Raw genomic sequence first — 17,046 nt, 5'->3', positions numbered from 1 at the left:
ATTTTTTGGGTTTCATCCTGAACAAACTCAGTGTAATTGAGTGCGCTTAGGGTTTTGTTGCCGCTTTTCCAACAACGTATGCGTCACTTGTTGCCAATGACTGAGTAATTGCCGGTACATTTGTTGGCCCGCGGGCAGTTGTTCCAGCTCGGACTCGGTAATGAGTCGGCGTAGTTGATTGACGATCATGTGCGCCAGTTTCGGGCAATGATGTCCGTTACTGAATTGGGTGATTAGCATTAACGTGCTCGCATGAAGATGTGTAATTTCATGCAGAGCCGATGTTTCCGATTGATTTTCCAACATGACATCCTCATTCGAGTAAGCAAAAAAAATTGGCGCACGCAGTGTGCGATATATTTAAGAGAGCGAAGCATCGTGCGCCAAACGATAGTCAGGAGAGGTCAAACATCTATCGTAGTGCTAATAATAATGATTCTCATTAATATGTCAACAGAAATCTTTCTTCTTTGTTTTATTATTCGATTAGAATGCTGAGTTGAATCCAGTTTAAAAAACTACATCGTTTCAAGCGCTATGGTTTATGTTATACCTTTCGCACTTCAAATTTCGGTAGTGCCTAAGGAGGCGCCCGGGGTGTTCGGTCCCTCGCCCAATGCTAGGTGAAGGGTCAGCATGGAATCGGTATAGAGCCTACATCCTACATGGACGTATTTACCCAGCGCCTAAATTCCATGGCCCATTGGCCATGGTTAATTGTCTTGGATAATTTAGGTGCTGGGCCTTTGACGGGCACCCCAATGCCGAATTTTGATCTACGAGGGGTATAATCGGAGGGGTGACGAGAATCCGAATTGCATTAGTGCTTTCGAGTCTTTTTCAATTTTTTTGATGATTTACCGGAGACAACAATGAACGAAGATACATTGAATATGGAAGTCAGAAAATTTTTGAAACAAGTCGGCGTGACTTCACAGCGAGAACTTGAACACGCGATTGTTAAGGCCATTGAAACGGGCGAGTTGAAAGGAACCGAAACCTTGCAGGTAAAGATGACCTTGGAATTGCCGGACGTTCGGTTAACGCATACGATCGAGGATCAAATTAAGCTGGAATAAATCGATATCTCGCGTCACTTCCAGCATAACTCGTTAATCCTAAATTCGGCAATTTAACCATGAAGCGCATGAAGTTCTTGAGGTATTTCAATAGTTTATCCATAGACTTTGAGCAACCTTTCCGGAGAGCAAAATTATTTTACGAAGTCTCAGCAACCTATTGATTTCACTTTTTATTCTTCATGATCTTCATGGTGAAATGCTTTTTTAGAATAAAGCGATAGCTCGCGTCACTCCCGGCGTAACGCGCTAAACGGTAAACGCAACAAGCTCGCGAATCCGAGTTCTTCGGGGTTTCTGAAAGGCGCTAGGCCGATCGGCATCTCGGTTTGTGCTTGTTTGGGTTCGGTGCGGTAGGTGCCGCATAGGCGATCCCAACACGAAATCGAAAAGCCATAATTACTGTCGGTTTCGACTGGGATCGTCGAATGATGAATACGATGCATGTCCGGCGTGACGATGAGCCAACGGAGTATTTTATCGACTCGTTCCGGGATATCGACATTGCCGTGATTGAACGTGGCCGCACCGTTCAGGATAATTTCGAAGGCGATCACGGCCAGCGGGTCCGCGCCGAGCAATAAGATCCACGCGATTTTATAGAACATCGAAAAAACAATTTCCAACGGATGAAAGCGAACCGCCGTTGTTGCATCGAAGGCCATATCGGTGTGATGAATCTGGTGCAAACGCCATAGCAACGGCCATTTGTGCGAGAGCACATGCTGACCGTAAATCGCAAAATCGAGCGCGATCAAGGTAAACGCAACCGCCGGCCAGCCTTGAATATCAAGCGCATTCAAAATTCCCCAAGACTGCTCTTGCGCATAAACCGCGCTCAGATAGGCCGCTCCCCCGACCGTCAATCGCATCAGCAGCATGTTGAACAGCGCCAAGCCGATATTGATTGGCCAGCGTCGTTTGCGGTCGGGCGATTGTTTGCGTCTTGGCCGCAGCGCTTCCCAACTGATCATGATCAAAAAAATGCCTAGCGCAATAGATAAGCGGATTACGGTTTCCATAATTTTCCTGTTCGGTAGAGATGAGCCAAGGTCTCCGGATGGCTGCCCAAAAAATAGCGAAGTCTTAGACCCCACATCAATAGAATCGTTCGGTATAGGCCATAGCTTTCCCAGCGCCTGCCGGAACTGACGACACGATCGATTAGACAAGCGGGTTTACCCCATTTTTTCAAAGATTTGCTTAGCGCGATATCTTCCATCAAGGCGATATCGGGAAAGCCCCCCACGGCATCGAAGGCTTTGCGACTCACGAAAATCGCCTGATCTCCGGTCGCGATACCGGTCCATCGCGAACGTAGATTCATTAGTGCGGCGATCACCTTCAACATGACATGACTACCACTCAGGCGAATATCGAAACGCCCCCAATATGCGCCTTCGTTTAAGGCATGATTAATCGAGTTCAATGCTTGTTCGGGCAAGACCGTATCGGCATGCAAAAAGATCAAGATTTCGCCATACGCATACTTTGCCCCCCGGTTCATTTGTTTGGCGCGGCCGGCCGGGCCGGTTAATACGCGGTCGGCCAAGCCTTCGGCCAGAGTCACGGTCTCATCGCAACTGCCGCCGTCCGATACGATGATTTCCGCATGTCTACGTAAGTGTTGCAATTTGCCAAGGCATTCAACGATCGAGGCTTGTTCGTTGAGTGTCGGGATTATGATCGAAAAGTGCATGATTTATTTAGGATTTCGTGATAAATAACATCCAGGAACTATGAGCTTTGTTGAGGGTTCGGTAACTCGCTTGACAGGACCCCCAGCCCCTAAATTAGTAAGACTATTAACCATGACCGATGGGCTATGGAATTTAGGGGCTGGGTGAATACGTCCGTGTAGGCTTGACGGCGGCGACTGATTGCCAAGGATGGCATGAATGCAGATTTTGCATTACGCCATGGATGGCGTGTATTAGGGCACCAACAGTAGGCGCTTTAGGCGATGCAGGAGCAATTGCCGAGGAGCAAAAATCTGCCCTGCCGCCGACACCTGCCAATCGAGCAACCGAACCCTCCATAAAATTGGGCAGTTATTTACGACCAAATCCTTATCATTGCGCCGGCGGAAGTGCTTCCGTTTCCAAAGCCGGATGGATTCGGTTGATTTCAGTTACTGAAAGACCGGGGCGTAACGGCGAATAACGCCCGTATTCGACTAAATCGGCAGGCGCTATCGTTCCGACGATGTTTTCAAGTTCGGATAACTTCAAACCTTGTCTTATGAGATACACGATGTAGGTATGGCGAATGGCATCGGCATTGAAATCTTCGGGATGTGTCATGCCGGCATCGATCGCCGCAACGCTTATAATCGCGGAAAGATCGTCGATCGCTAGCGGGCTATCGGTATACCAGGCCGGAAATCGATGTTGCTCGTTAAAATAACTCAATAGACCGTCGAGCGGAATGTTTCTCGGTACGGGACCGCTCAACCGGATTTCTCCAGACTCGGCATACAGATGCTCGGGAGTCAATGCCGCGGCTTCCTTTAATGTAACGCCAAGCAATAACAAAACAATTAACTGTTTGCCCATCATATTCGAAGCATTGAGCAGCGCGCGCAAATCGGCATCCGACAATTCCCGTAGCATTGGCGCATGCAGTCGCTGATGATTGCGAATTTGCGCAAGCCTTTCGGGAGAGATTTGCGGCAAATCCAGCCTTCCTGCGCCAAAACCTAGGTTCGCGTAGGCCGATAAACCGGATAACGCATCGTCCGATTGCTTTTCCCTCGGCGGATGTAAAAACTCGGCGAGCCAAACGCCGAACAGTCCGAGCATGACTGAACCGATAACGATAATCACTGTATCTCGGTTGTAATTCGGGCTGATGGGATCGCGGGCAAGAAAGGCTCGGTCAATCACGGTAACCTGAGGGTATTTTTCAACCGGACGCGTTTCGATTTGAACCAGGCGTTCTTGCGTTTCACGGTAAATTTTTTCGAGTCCATCGAGATCGGCTTTCAGAGTTTCGTGTTGCGCGAAACGCGAGCTAAACTCCGACGCCATGCGTTTGTGGTCCTCCAGCTGTTGACGAATACGATCAAGCGTCATTTTAGCGGCCTGGTATTCTTGCATCGCATCGGTATGCACGATTCTTGTGCCGTATTGCTGCTTGGCTGCGATTTCCTTTTCGAGCTTTTTAATTTCCTCGGGAATGAATCTCATCGACGGTTGCCGAGCTAGGTATTCCCGGGTATAGCGTTTGTCGAATTCGGCCAGTTTTTCCTTGAGCTGTTGCAACCGCTGTTCCAGTTGTTCAAGGCTGCGTTGATCCTGAGTCGGCACGACGGCTTGACCTTCCTCAATGGCCTTTTCGACGGCTTCGAGTCGGGCCTTGGCTTTGACTTCGGCCTCATTGGCGTTATTCAATGCCGCAGTTAGCCCGGTTAATTTGGCCAATACCGTATTTTCTTGTCGCTCGGTCGAGGCGATGTCATGTTCGTTCCTAAATTCTATCAGCGCGTTCCGAGCTTGTTCGATTTTAATTTCCAATTCATCCAACTCATCCTTGACGATTTGTATTGTCTTACCTTTGCTGCTTTCGATTTCCGTCGCTCTGGCATCCAAATATACGTCTATCCAAGTATTGATCAAAGCCGATAAAATCTCCGGCATTTCGCCCTCGGCCTGCATCTCGACCAATTGCGTGTCGGGCAACGATTGGACTTGCAAGATTTCCTTGACGTCTTCTAAAGTGAGATTGGCTTGCGGATGTGTTATCTCGAGTCTCTTGAGCGTTTCATCCAATAGTTCGCGGCCCAGCAAAATTTGCCGTTGTATCGCGACATGCTGGATATCGGCGGTTTCCGAGACCTGATCGATCGCGGTCATTGCCGAAGTCAGTAAGGTTGCCGTGCTGCGGTATATTGCAGGGCGGCTGTAGTTGTAAGCCAAGCCGATGAACAATGCACTCAGGAATACACCGAGAAAGATTGGCAAACGGGAGATAAACCAGCGTTGAGGCGGCGAGCCAGGCGGGTAATGACCTGCATCATTGATGACTTCAATATGCGGTGGGTAATCGTTCATCGTTTAAAGCCCGGTTATTATGATTGATCTCAATGATCACAGATTACACGAAGTTTGCATTTTTTAAACGGTTTAGGCTGGGATTGCAAACCCATGCGCATCAAGCTAAAAAAACGGTCAATCCGTATTGCTTTCCCAATTTACGGATCTCATCGCTATACATAAGTCATGTATTACCTTTTAGCAATCTTAGACAATGTGGCCTTGATGCCATTTATTGTAACTTGACATTCACGGCCTTCCCTCACCTAACGCTAGGTGAGGGACGATCTGGGGATCGCTCCCACAGTGCATTAACAACCCTCTGAGGGAGAGTCGCCTTCGTCGTCCCTTCGAGCGGGGCTGGGTTGCAAACCCCGGCCAGCCAAAATGCCAAATATTTTCGTGTGTTTCGTGGACAAAATGCTTTTTATTGGATCAATGCCTACGACTGTACCGGATCGAACAATGCGGTCAAATCCTCCGCAGTCAAATTAAAACCTTGCTCGTTGTTTTCCTGATAAACCCCGGACGCCAATGCACGCTTTTTTTCCTGTAAGGCAAGAATTTTCTCTTCGACCGTATTTTCGGTAATCAGTTTATAAACGAATACCGGCTTGTCTTGACCGATTCGATAAGCCCGGTCCGCGGCTTGACTTTCCACAGCAGGATTCCACCACGGATCGTAAATGATCACGGTATCGGCCTCGGTAAGATTTAAGCCGACACCGCCCGCCTTGAGACTAATCAGAAATACGTCGACTGTGCCGCCGGTAAATAAATTAATCGCTTCATCACGGTTTTTAGTCTGGCCGGTCAATTTACTATAAGCAATTTTCCGGGTTTTCAATTCCGCTTCGATGAGTGCGATCATCTTCGTAAATTGCGAGAATACCAAAATTCTACGGCCTTCCTCGAGTAACTCGGGCAGCAACTCCATCAATAAATCGAGTTTAGCCGACTGTTTGACTTTTTGCGCCTCTTTCAAGTTTAACGTTCTCGGATCGCAGCAGGTTTGGCGCAGTTTCAGCAAGGCGTCCAATATCGTAATGTGGCTGCGCGCCAGTCCTTTTTGCGCAATCGCATCGCGAACCTTCTTTTCCATGGTCAATCTTATACTCTCGTATAAGGCAGCCTGTTTGGAGTCTAGCGGCACCGATCGGATCATTTCAGTTTTTGGTGGTAACTCCTTGGCAACCTCTTGCTTGGTTCGACGCAGTAAAAAAGGTTCGAGTCGGCGCGACAAGCGCTTGCGTTGTTCATAGTCGCCGTGCGTTTCGATCGGCGTACGATAGATACGCTTGAAAAAAGCGCTGTCGCCGAGAAAGCCCGGCATCAAGAAATCGAATTGTGCCCATAATTCGCCCAAGTGATTTTCCAGCGGCGTGCCGGTCAAACATAATCGATGATTCGCATTAATTCTTCTGACGATGGCCGATGCCTTGGCCTTGGGGTTTTTGATAATTTGCGCCTCGTCGAGAATTAAATAATGATAATCGGGTTCGATCAACGCTTCCTCGTCACGAGGCAACAAAGGATAGGTCGTCAGCACGATATCGAAATCGTTGATTTTATGAAAATGTTGTTTTCGGTCGACGCCTTGTAGTATCAAGACGCTCAAATTCGGTGTAAAGCGCTCGGCCTCGCGTCGCCAATTGCCCATCAGACTGGTTGGGGCGATGATTAGACAAGGAGCAGTCAAACGCCCCTGCTCTTTTTCCAGTTGGATATGCGCTAGCGTTTGAATGGTTTTACCGAGTCCCATATCGTCGGCCAAAATTCCCGCGAATTGATATTCGCGCATAAATTGCAGCCAATTGAGCCCTAGTTGTTGATAGTCGCGCAATTGCGCATTCAAGCCTTCGGGCGGCGCAACGTTGGCGATACCTTTGAAATCCCGTAACTTCTTAGCGACTTCGCGAAGCGCCTTACCGCCTTTTAGGCTGAAAAGGCCGTAACTGTGCGTTTCCAAATCGGCTAATGCGACCGAATTGAAACGTGATAGGGTCAATACGCCCTGGTCACTGTAAGTACCGGCATCGAATAACTCGAACAAGATATCCAAAAACGGCTTGATACGCTCCGACGGAATGTTTAAGTATTGATGCTCACCCATCGGAATGCTAAGAATTTCGGGTAATTGGTCCCCTTTAAAATTTTCCAAGACCGGCATGATCAATGGCAACAGCGGTAACGATTGACCGTCCACGTTGATGTTAAAACGCATTTCAAACCAATCGTTACCGCTTTCGTCGATTTCAGCATTCCAAGTATCGGCCTCCTGGAATTTCATCAAAAAGCTATCGTTAATTTCAATTAACCAACCGGCTTGTTCCAGTTCGGGAACGCTGTTTTGCACGAATGTGCCCCATCGAACCGCCCCATTCGCGTCCGAGGGTTCCGCCTGCGCCGTCATGACGAATTCCGTGTTGCCGGGCCAATCCATCGATCGGAAGCCTTGGTCGGTTAAGCGTTGAATCGCCTCGGATTCGGCAGCCTGGTCGCGTGCGATACGCAATAAGCCTTGTTCGGTTTTAATCACTTCCCAAACAAGGCGCTCCGATTCGGCTGAAGCATTATCCGTTTTCGAATAAAAACTGTTCGCCTTGTTTCTTTCGAGTGGGTGCGCCGCAAAAATATGCCCGGCATAATCGAAACTGACCGTCATTGCATGGACATAATTCGACGTCGTAAATTGCGTGCCGAACAATGTCAGTTTGGGGCGGGGCTTTTGACCCCGCAGTTCAATGATTTCAATCCTGCGCGGCGGCGGTAAAGGTAATTCGGGATGCTGAAGCGTTAAACGCTCGCTAAACTCTTCGGCGGCTTCGGCGGGAATACGCGGAATCGTCAGAATTTTTTGCAATTGTTGAAAATCGATTCCATGTACATTCAAAGGCCCGATTAAACCGTTTGCCGGCTCCAGATACATCGGCGGTTCGGTCAAGATTAAAATAGCGTCATGTTCGATGGTCAATACCAACTGAAAATCGCCATTATCCTGCATGAGCCATTCGAAATTTAAATCGCGTAATTCGCCGTTCGTTATCGCCGGTTCATCTAATGACTGATAAAACAAACGTCCGGTTTTAACGGCTTGTGCTAGAACCAAATAACCGGTCGCGCCGTTAATGATCGGTACGCCTTCATAAGTACTGGGTAAAGCGGTGATTAAACGAATGAGTTCTTCGTCGCCTTCTTGAAAATAAGTGTTTGAAGCATACCCATAGCGCAGATTATTGACTGTAGTTTTACGGCCCTTGGATAGACCGCCGGTTTTCTTTTCACGGGTAATCGTCAAATCGAGATTGAACTCCCCTTTTTTCGAGGCCGGCAGCAGGGTATAGGCAAGAAAATCTTGATAAGGCGATTTGGCGGATGTTTGTTTGTTAAGTGTTTCGAGCCAACCCAGCCAACTTGATGTATGGCTAGCGGTTTTAATAGGCATGTCGGTCATGTCATTGCGGTATTTAAGGCAAACCGCCGCGACATGCTTACAGTTAAAATGCATCGGACAGGAGCAATAGCCGAAGATTTCAACATTATTGAATTTGTCGTTCCAGGTGACTTTTATATTTTGTTGATAATGGTTGTTACCACTCCCTTTGACCGAAGATTTCAATTGGATATGCCGGTCACCCTCTTCGGCAATGTTCATTTTCGATACCATGCCGCTTTGGTAATAGCTGAGCCCGCGCGTATAAGCGGAGTCGCCGCATTCGTAACGGATATCGGAACTTAAAATCTTCTTTTGATCGGTCATTGCTACGTCTGAATAAAGTCGGCAAACCGGTCATTATATACTTTGCGCAAAACAATGCCGATGCGCGGTTTTATTTTTGACGTTATAACGAAATGACTTTTATCTTAGGAACGCGCAAATTTATCAATCCCGCGAGAAATAGATGTCGCCATAATAAGCCTCGGCGCTGCCGCCGGCATTATCGGTATCGGTCATCAATGCCACGGCATCAATGTAGCGAATAGCTTCGCCGAATTGCGCTTCCAAATCGCGCTGTATGTTACGTTTTTCCTGATACCAAGTAGCGGTTTGATCGTCAGCCGAACGCAAAGCGATCATCATCGCATTACGACCGGCAAAAGCATTCGGCCAGACCATGCCTTTCGGTGAATTCCCGGCCCAAACATAATTGATCGCCCGCGTTCGCCAGAATGCCCAGCCGCCGCTAACCACCACATAGACACGGGCCGCATAATCGTCGCCGGTCTTACTCTGCTCGTCGATGTTTCCTAAACGGTTTTCGATGCGCCATCGCCAATTCAAATAAGGCGTTTTTTGAAGATCGATACGCTGCTCTTTAAATAAGCCGGACGCCGTTTGTTCGCTCTTCGCTCTTAATACGCGAACATCATCTAACAACTCGATCGTATAAAGTGTAGTGTCTTTAAATGACTTAGGTTTCCAGCCGGCAAGGCTGCCGGAGGAGAATTCACCGACTGCAAGCCGGCTTGTATCGGCGGCGACCGAGCCAAGGCTTGAGAGCAAAGCTATCAACAGGCAACGGGATATAAACGGACGAAGTAATAATGAATGCAAAGCGAGTTCCTCAAGCAAAAGTATTCATTTCAAATGTATCTCGAAACCACACAATGGCAAAACGGAAGAAGCTTCCGCCATTGTCAATTAGCAATGGGTCGCCGTTTCATCAATTTACTTACAGACGTAACGGAAAATAGGAAAGGTCCGTACCCTTTGAATTAAAACACAAGCAAAAAAATACTGGCGAATGCCGTCCGGGATAAGGTACAATGCACAGCTCTACGACATCCTCAAATGCCTGGGTGGCGAAATTGGTAGACGCAAGGGACTTAAAATCCCTCGGTGGCAACACCGTGCCGGTTCGATTCCGGCCCCAGGCACCAATCAAATCAATAGGTTATACAAAACTAGTTTATTAGCGAAGTCTAATAATTTGGTTCTTGTCGCAATTTTGTCGCACTTCCAAAAAAATACGCCAGCTATAACGGCAAGCTTTGCCGTCATCGCAACAAAAGAGGGTCCATTTTTGGATCATCCTTTTTGCGCATTAATTTGCATCTAAAAAACCTTCGCGCTTTTCGATAATAAATTTAGTCAAAAAACTGCTTGAGGCTAGATAATACGGAGCTTCGGGGAATGGGATAATTTCCTAAATGTAAACTCCGAGTTTACGTCTGGATGGATATAATCAAAGAATTAAATATTGACCTTACAGTTTAAATGTAGCCTGCATTCTAACGGGTATTTTCGGTGTCAATCTTTGTCATCGTAGCATGTTGCCGCTAACGCCGCCCGCTTGCCCCCTTTTTTCCTTTTTTGTCTTTTTTGCAGTATCGCCGGCTTCGCTGATTTATGTGAAAGGCGGCAACAATCTCGAACAAATCACCACACTTCAAGAAATATTCCGGTTAAATGTTGTCCTGTCGTTAACCATCGTGGCTTTGATCTCTCAGTGTTCGATCATCGTCAGGAAATGCCCTTGCAAAAATTCGTAACCATGCAGTATTCAATTCGCCGGTCGGATTGAACGCCGGCCAAGTCCAACCGACGAAAACCGCATCAGAAATTCAGTCTGGCGCGACGTAGCGCGCAGCATGGGTAGCCCCAAGGGATCACGGGAACCCGTCTACATTTTGGGTGTCGATAACTCCCAAGATTCGTAAGGTTTTTGTATAATGGCCGTCACTAGAACGAAGGGCAATCCAGGAGATATCAATGACAGCGACTGAAACCCTACTCGAAGCCGTTCGAGACATATCGCCGATCATTCGTAAATATGCCGAAGCGGCCGAGCGCGAGCGGAAAATGTCTGAACCGGTCGCTCGGGCGATGCAACAGGCCGGTTTGTACCGGATGTGGCGGCCGAAAGTTTTCGACGGTTTCGAGCTCGATCCGGTATCCGGTTTCCGCATCATCGAGGCCGTTTCGCGCATCGACAGCGCGGCCGGCTGGAATCTGCAAATCGCCGCCGCGCACGATCTGTTCGCGCCGTGGTTCGGCGACCGGGCCGCGCGGGAAATCTTCGGGCGCGATGCGATTCCGGTCGGCGCCTTCAATCCGGCGCGCAAGGCCGTTCCGGTCGACGGCGGTTATCGGATTTCGGGGCGCACATCGTTCGTCAGCGGCGCGCATCATGCGACGGTGTTTCTCGGCTTCGCGAACGTGCATGACGGTGATACATTGCGCGTCGATGCAAACGGAATGCCCGATACGCGTTTGATCGCGGTTCCGGCCAACAAGGTCAAGATCGTCGACAACTGGAACACGATGGGCATGCGCGGCAGCGGCAGTCATGACGTCGAAGTCGACGACGTCGTCATTCCCGAACACTGGGCCGCGCCGTGGGGACCGCTGCGCAATCCCGGCAGCGCTTATACCGGCCCGTTGTACCGGTTGACGATTTGGCCCGCGATCGCGGCATTGGTCGCGCCGGCGCTCGGCATTACACGCGCGGCGATCGACGAAGCGCTCGGTTTGATCGGCAACAAGATACCGGCATACGGTTCGACGACGTTGATCAAGCAAAGCATCGTGCAATCGCAACTGGCGCGGGCTCAAGCGAAGCTCGACGCGAGCCGCGCCTATTTTTTCGGCGCATTCGACGAAGCCTGGCAGGAAACGCTTGCCGGCAAAGCGATCACGCTGCAACTGAAAGGCAAGTTGCAGCTTTCATCGACCCATGCGGTGCTCGAATGCGCACAGGTGGTCGACTTGATACAGGAGATCACCGGCGCGTCCGGCATTCGCGAGGACTACGGTTTCGCGCGGCATTTCCGGGACATTCATGTCATCACCCAGCACGGTTTTTTGAACGCGAGCAAGTTCGAATCTGTCGGACAAATCTTGCTCGGACTCGAACCGGAATGGCCGTTTTTCAAATTTTAACGGCCGGCCGCCTATTTCCAATCTTAAATCCAGCGAGGCGAAAGCAACATGGAACAAACGATGAACGAATTGATGAATCACACCGCCGAATTGGGGCAGGCTGAGATGTTTTCGAAGGCGTGGTACAACGAATATTTCAGGCGCGCGGCGGAGAGTTCGTCGCATGCGCGTTTCTGCGAGGCGGTGTATGGCCGCGATTTGTGTCAGCACGGCATGATGGACGTCGACGAAATGGCGTTTTTGGCCACGATGCTCAACTCCGGCGAAAAAGTCATGGAAATCGGCTGCTCGAACGGTCATATCACTGAGCATCTTAATCAACAAGTCGGCTGCGAGATACTTGGTGTCGACTACGCCGATGTCGCGGTCGGGCAGGCATTGCGAAGAACCGAAGACAAGCGTGATACGCTGAATTTTCAATGCGTCGATCTGATTCACGACGACCTGCCGGGAGGCGACTACGACGTTATCGTCGCGATCGATTCGATCTATTTCATGGGCGATTACGGGGCGACACTGCGCAAACTCAACGCGAAGCTGAAGCCCGGCGGGCGCATGATCGTCGCGGCGTTTCAGGTCAAGGAAGACGACGATCCCGATACCATCCTCGAGCCGGGTCATACCCGCATGGATCAGGTGTTGAAGGGCTTGGCGTGCAATTACGTGCAGCACGACTTCACGCCGAACGTGCGCAATCACTGGATCAAAAACTACGAATACTCGCACAAGCTCAGAGCCGATTTCGACGCCGAAGGCAACGCGTTTCTGTGCGAGGCTCGCATGGCTGAAAACGGCTGGTTTAAGGATCATGCCGAACAGGGAACGCTGGTGCGCTATATTTATCAAATCGAGCATAACCCGGCGCTGAGTTGACGGAGTATTTTCAACTAAATTAAAAGGGGGCGGGTTGATTTAACAATTAAACTCGCCTCCTTTCCCGCAGGCGTTGATGTCAGCACTTAACCGGAATCAAAAACAAATCGAAGGAGAACCGCTCATGGCTTTAGTCTCATTACGACAACTGCTGGATTACGCTGCCGACCACGGCTTCGGCATTCCCGCATTCAACGTAAGCAACATGGAGCAGGTCCAGGCCATCATGCAGGCGGCCGATGCCTGCGACAGTCCCGTAATCATGCAAGGCTCGGCTGGTGCCAATCGTTATGCCGGAGAAGTCTTCTTGCGCCATTTGATCCTGGCCGCCGTCGAACAATACCCGCATATTCCGGTCGTCATGCATCGGGACCACGCGCCCACTCCGGATATCTGCGCCCAGGCGATTCAATCGGGCTTCAGCTCGGTGATGATGGACGGCTCCTTGCTGGAAGATATGAAAACGCCGGCCTCTTTCGACTATAACGTTGACGTGACACGCACCGTCGTCAAGATGGCGCATGCCTGCGGCGTGTCCGTGGAAGGCGAAATCGGCTGTTTGGGTTCATTGGAAAACAAAACGGGACAGGCGACGAGTCGCTTGTTGACCGAGCCCGACGAAGCGGTCGAATTCGTCGAACAAACGCAAGTCGATGCGTTGGCGGTAGCCATCGGAACCAGTCATGGCGCCTATAAATTCAGCAAACCGCCGACCGGCGAGGTCTTGGTGATCGACCGTTTACGCGAATTGCAACAGCGCCTGCCGAATACCCATTTCGTTATGCACGGTTCGAGTTCGGTGCCGCAAGACTGGCTGAAAGTTATCAACGAATACGGCGGCGACATACCGCAAACCTATGGCGTGCCGGTCGATGAAATCGTCGAAGGCATAAAATACGGCGTCCGCAAGATCAATATCGACACCGATCTGCGCATGGCCTCAACAGGTGCGATTCGCCGCTATGTCGCCGACCCGGCCAAAGCATCGGAACTGGATTCGCGCAAGATATATCAGGCGGCCAGAGATGCAATGCAGACACTCTGCCAATTGCGCTACGAAGCGTTCGGCTCGGCCGGGCATGCGGGTAAAATCAAAGCCGTGTCATTGCGCGATATGGCGAAGCGCTATCGAGGGTAAGAACATATCGAGCGAAAGAGGTTAAGGATACGGTAAAAATAACTTCCTTAAATGGTACTCACGCCTTGCGCACATCCTCGTTCCCACGCTCTGCGCTCATCGTTATACATAAGTCAAAAATTACTCTTTTACAATCTTAGCCAATGAGACCTCGATAGCATTTATTGTCACTTAACAATCTTGACTTTCCCTCACCTAGCGTTAGGTGAGGGACGATCAGGGGATCGCTCCCACAAAGGGTGACAAGCGCTGTGGGAGCGACGCCTACGTCGCGACTATCGAAGCCGCTATCGCTCAAACACCAATAGCCTTTTCGGACGACACGGCAATCTAGCGATTGGTCGCTACGTTTTGTACAAGCAGGTATATTTATACTTGTGTATAACGGCGAGTGCTCTGCGTGGGAACGAGCAATTTGTGGGGATACATCAGGGTCAGGTTGAATTAAGTTTTTTTGCTGATGCGCCGTTTTCCGGTCAACGGCAGACGATAATAGGCGAATAGGCGGTAGGCATATTCCATCAGCGGCAAGAGTCCAGGAAGCGTTTCGACCAAGACAGCCAGTCGGCGATAATAGGGCAAACGCTTCCACAGAACCAAGAATGCACGCGCCCCGGTTTGCAACTGCCTGTTTTCGTCGATGACATGGATACGGTCCATCGCTTGTTTATAACTGATTCCGGCGCTATCGAGAGTTGCCTGATCGCGGACGATATCAACCCATTCAATCGCGCCGTCTCGATCGAGTCTTTTCATCGCCTTAACTTCGGCTTTGCATATAGGGCAGTCGCCATCATGGAAACATCTGACTTTCGTTGAGAATTTTGGTGTCGTCATTATTTATCCCGAAAAATCGCCAAACCTTGTTTCATCTATACCACGACGACCAAAAAATAAAAGCTATACCTATCGGAGATCAAAATTCGGCACCGGGGTGCCCGTCAAAGGACGCCGTGAATACGTCCATGTAGGCTCTATGCCAGCTCCATGCTGGCAAAGCCTTTGCCGAGCACCCCGGCGCCTCCTAAGACACTGCTGAAATTTGAAGTGCGAAAGGCATAATTTATACCGAGCGGAAACTAGCTTTAATGATAATTGCTGAGTAAAATGCTTGGTTATTAACGTCCGACTTAAAACTGAATCTGTTCAATCAGGGCCAAACGTTGATAGATTTTTGTCGGTAGACATGGGACTTTTCAATAGTTAAAAACTATTCAGCCCTACTGTATAAGGAAAATATTTATGCGTGATACCTTCCCCGAACAAACTCAAACGCCGCTAGACGAGGAACGTTATCGGTTGTTCCGACAGTTTTCATCCCTGCTGACGTCGGAACAAAAGGCCTGGGTAGCCGGTTATCTGACCGCGCAATTGTCATCGACGGTAAGCGCCACCACCCATGAGGCAAAAGCCGACGAAATCACCATTCTGGTCGGTTCGCAAACCGGCAACTGCGAAGAGCTGGCCGAACAAGTTCATGACCTAGCCGCCGAGCGCGGTCTGCGAGCCGTGATCAAGGACATGGGCGATTATAAGGCGCCGCAACTGAAGACTGAAAAGTATTTGCTGGTAATCGTCAGCACCTATGGCGAAGGCGATCCTCCCGATAATGCTCGAGATCTCTATGACTTTTTATTCAGCAAACGGGCGCCCTCATTAAAACACACTCAATTCTCCGTGCTGGCGTTGGGCGATTCCAGTTATGAATTCTTCTGCAAGACCGGCGCCGATTTCGATCAACGCCTGGAAGAACTCGGCGCCACGCGGCTGTTCGAGCGGGCCGATTGCGATGTCGATTACGAGACGGCGGCGGAAGACTGGATGACTTCGGTGCTGAACGTATTAAGCCAGCGCACGCTGAGTATCACTGAAGAAACAGGCCTGACCCCAGCTACGGCTAAGACCGCCGTCTTATCCCAATATTCACGCAAAAACCCGTTCCCGGCCGTGCTGTTGGACGACATCGTGTTGAACGGGCGCGGCTCGAACAAGGAAACCCATCACTATGAACTGTCGCTGGAGGGTTCCGGTTTAAGCTATGAACCCGGCGATGCCCTGGGCATCTATCCTCGCAATGCGCCGGAGCGGGTCGATGAACTGCTCGAATCCCTGCATTTCAATGGGGATGATGCGGTCAGCAGCGACGGCAAAGACCGCTCATTGTATGACGCTCTACTTTGCGACTATGAAATCACGACCTTGACCCGGCCTATGCTGCAAAAATATGCCGCTCTGAACGGCAACCCCAAGCTGGAAGGCCTGTTGAACGAGGCGCATAAGCAAGACCTGGCCGACTATCTATATGGCCGCGAAATCATCGATTTGATCACCGATTTTCCCGGCGCCGGTTTGAATCCGCAAGATTTCATCGATAGTCTGCGCAAATTGCCCCCGCGTCTCTATTCGATCGCCTCCAGCCTGAAACAGCATCCCGATGAAGTGCATTTGACCGTTGCGACGGTCCGCTATCAAAGTCACGGCCGCCGCCGTCATGGCGTCTGTTCAAGCTTTCTGGCCGACCGCATCGGCTCGGAAACGACAATACCGGTCTATGTCGATCACAACAAAAATTTCAAGCTGCCGAGCGACCCCAGCGCGCCGATCATCATGATCGGTCCGGGCACCGGTATCGCGCCGTTCCGCGCCTTTGTCGAGGAACGCGATGCGGTCGGCGCCACCGGCAAGAACTGGCTGTTTTTCGGCGATCAGCATTTCATGACCGATTTTCTCTATCAAAGCGAATGGCTGCGTTATCTGAAAAGCGGCTTGCTGACAAGGATGAACGTCGCCTTTTCCCGCGACCAGGCCGAGAAAGTCTATGTGCAACAGCGCATGCAGGAACACAGCCGCGATTTATACGCCTGGTTGCAGGAAGGCGCTTATCTTTATGTCTGCGGCGACGAAAAATACATGGCTCGCGACGTGCATGAGACCCTGCTGGGGCTGGTCGAGCGTGAAGGCGGCATGAACCGCGATGCGGCGGAACACTATGTGAAAACCTTACAGAAAGAAAAACGCTATCAGCGTGACATTTATTAA

12 protein-coding genes and 1 tRNA gene are annotated in these 17,046 nt (G+C 50.1%); 6 read left to right on the top strand and 7 right to left on the bottom strand.

The features are described 5' to 3' along the window. Positions 1 to 27: 27 nt before the first annotated feature. Positions 28 to 306 carry a hypothetical protein gene (locus tag ACINK7_RS21600; protein ID WP_404358599.1) on the bottom strand — a complete coding sequence of 93 codons (279 nt, stop codon included), beginning with the start codon at positions 304 to 306 and terminating at the stop codon, positions 28 to 30. A 566-nt stretch (positions 307 to 872) separates the two neighbouring features. Between ACINK7_RS21600 and ACINK7_RS21595 the strand changes: the two genes are divergently transcribed. Continuing rightward, positions 873 to 1,079 (top strand): DUF6494 family protein, encoded by a 207-nt coding sequence (locus ACINK7_RS21595; protein WP_404358598.1) that lies wholly within the window; start codon positions 873 to 875, stop codon positions 1,077 to 1,079. A 230-nt stretch (positions 1,080 to 1,309) separates the two neighbouring features. Here the strand turns inward: ACINK7_RS21595 and ACINK7_RS21590 are convergent, their stop codons facing one another. From ACINK7_RS21590 to ACINK7_RS21570, 5 genes are all read right to left on the bottom strand, one after another. Next, a complete protein-coding gene (locus tag ACINK7_RS21590) occupies positions 1,310 to 2,101 on the bottom strand; it encodes a sterol desaturase family protein (protein WP_404358596.1) in 792 nt (263 codons plus the stop codon). Next, positions 2,089 to 2,778, bottom strand: a complete 690-nt coding sequence (locus tag ACINK7_RS21585) for a TIGR04283 family arsenosugar biosynthesis glycosyltransferase (RefSeq protein WP_404358594.1) — start codon at positions 2,776 to 2,778, stop codon at positions 2,089 to 2,091. The genes ACINK7_RS21590 and ACINK7_RS21585 overlap by 13 nt, the downstream gene beginning before the upstream one ends. Positions 2,779 to 3,151: 373 nt before the next feature. Continuing rightward, positions 3,152 to 5,131 carry a GumC family protein gene (locus ACINK7_RS21580; RefSeq protein ID WP_404358592.1) on the bottom strand — a complete coding sequence of 660 codons (1,980 nt, stop codon included), beginning with the start codon at positions 5,129 to 5,131 and terminating at the stop codon, positions 3,152 to 3,154. Between the two features lie 424 nt (positions 5,132 to 5,555). Next, positions 5,556 to 8,873 carry an SNF2-related protein gene (locus ACINK7_RS21575; protein ID WP_404358590.1) on the bottom strand — a complete coding sequence of 1,106 codons (3,318 nt, stop codon included), beginning with the start codon at positions 8,871 to 8,873 and terminating at the stop codon, positions 5,556 to 5,558. 123 nt (positions 8,874 to 8,996) lie between these two features. Beyond that, positions 8,997 to 9,668, bottom strand: coding sequence for a DUF3047 domain-containing protein (locus tag ACINK7_RS21570; RefSeq protein ID WP_404358588.1), 672 nt, complete (start codon positions 9,666 to 9,668; stop codon positions 8,997 to 8,999). 239 nt (positions 9,669 to 9,907) lie between these two features. On the opposite strand from ACINK7_RS21570, the gene ACINK7_RS21565 reads away from it, so the two are divergent. The 4 genes from ACINK7_RS21565 to fba all read left to right on the top strand — a co-directional run bounded on the left by ACINK7_RS21565 (position 9,908) and on the right by fba (position 14,007). Next, positions 9,908 to 9,994 (top strand) — tRNA-Leu (locus ACINK7_RS21565). A gap of 832 nt (positions 9,995 to 10,826) precedes the next feature. Continuing rightward, a complete protein-coding gene (locus ACINK7_RS21560) occupies positions 10,827 to 11,996 on the top strand; it encodes an acyl-CoA dehydrogenase family protein (protein WP_404358586.1) in 1,170 nt (389 codons plus the stop codon). A gap of 48 nt (positions 11,997 to 12,044) precedes the next feature. Further along, the gene (locus tag ACINK7_RS21555; protein ID WP_404358584.1) at positions 12,045 to 12,869 is read left to right on the top strand and encodes a class I SAM-dependent methyltransferase; all 825 of its coding nucleotides are present in this window, start codon (positions 12,045 to 12,047) and stop codon (positions 12,867 to 12,869) included. 124 nt (positions 12,870 to 12,993) lie between these two features. Further along, positions 12,994 to 14,007 carry a class II fructose-bisphosphate aldolase gene (gene fba / locus ACINK7_RS21550; protein ID WP_404358582.1) on the top strand — a complete coding sequence of 338 codons (1,014 nt, stop codon included), beginning with the start codon at positions 12,994 to 12,996 and terminating at the stop codon, positions 14,005 to 14,007. 444 nt (positions 14,008 to 14,451) lie between these two features. Here the strand turns inward: fba and ACINK7_RS21545 are convergent, their stop codons facing one another. Further along, a complete protein-coding gene (locus tag ACINK7_RS21545) occupies positions 14,452 to 14,844 on the bottom strand; it encodes a thiol-disulfide oxidoreductase DCC family protein (RefSeq protein WP_404358580.1) in 393 nt (130 codons plus the stop codon). A gap of 405 nt (positions 14,845 to 15,249) precedes the next feature. Between ACINK7_RS21545 and ACINK7_RS21540 the strand changes: the two genes are divergently transcribed. Further along, the gene (locus ACINK7_RS21540; RefSeq protein ID WP_404358578.1) at positions 15,250 to 17,046 is read left to right on the top strand and encodes an assimilatory sulfite reductase (NADPH) flavoprotein subunit; all 1,797 of its coding nucleotides are present in this window, start codon (positions 15,250 to 15,252) and stop codon (positions 17,044 to 17,046) included.

The organism is Methylotuvimicrobium sp. KM1 (genome assembly GCF_044788715.1).
Classification (GTDB): domain Bacteria; phylum Pseudomonadota; class Gammaproteobacteria; order Methylococcales; family Methylomonadaceae; genus Methylotuvimicrobium.
This window is presented reverse-complemented; position numbering and strand designations above follow the sequence as displayed.

What these genes read in the sequence shown, in the direction of transcription:
- ACINK7_RS21560 (WP_404358586.1), top strand. Translation starts at nt 10,827, where the DNA reads ATGACAGCGACTGAAACCCTACTCGAAGCCGTTCGAGACATATCGCCG.
- ACINK7_RS21595 (WP_404358598.1), top strand. Translation starts at nt 873, where the DNA reads ATGAACGAAGATACATTGAATATGGAAGTCAGAAAATTTTTGAAACAA.
- ACINK7_RS21600 (WP_404358599.1), bottom strand. Translation starts at nt 306, where the DNA reads ATGTTGGAAAATCAATCGGAAACATCGGCTCTGCATGAAATTACACAT.
- ACINK7_RS21555 (WP_404358584.1), top strand. Translation starts at nt 12,045, where the DNA reads ATGGAACAAACGATGAACGAATTGATGAATCACACCGCCGAATTGGGG.
- ACINK7_RS21590 (WP_404358596.1), bottom strand. Translation starts at nt 2,101, where the DNA reads ATGGAAACCGTAATCCGCTTATCTATTGCGCTAGGCATTTTTTTGATC.
- fba (WP_404358582.1), top strand. Translation starts at nt 12,994, where the DNA reads ATGGCTTTAGTCTCATTACGACAACTGCTGGATTACGCTGCCGACCAC.
- ACINK7_RS21545 (WP_404358580.1), bottom strand. Translation starts at nt 14,844, where the DNA reads ATGACGACACCAAAATTCTCAACGAAAGTCAGATGTTTCCATGATGGC.
- ACINK7_RS21585 (WP_404358594.1), bottom strand. Translation starts at nt 2,778, where the DNA reads ATGCACTTTTCGATCATAATCCCGACACTCAACGAACAAGCCTCGATC.
- ACINK7_RS21540 (WP_404358578.1), top strand. Translation starts at nt 15,250, where the DNA reads ATGCGTGATACCTTCCCCGAACAAACTCAAACGCCGCTAGACGAGGAA.
- ACINK7_RS21580 (WP_404358592.1), bottom strand. Translation starts at nt 5,131, where the DNA reads ATGAACGATTACCCACCGCATATTGAAGTCATCAATGATGCAGGTCAT.
- ACINK7_RS21575 (WP_404358590.1), bottom strand. Translation starts at nt 8,873, where the DNA reads ATGACCGATCAAAAGAAGATTTTAAGTTCCGATATCCGTTACGAATGC.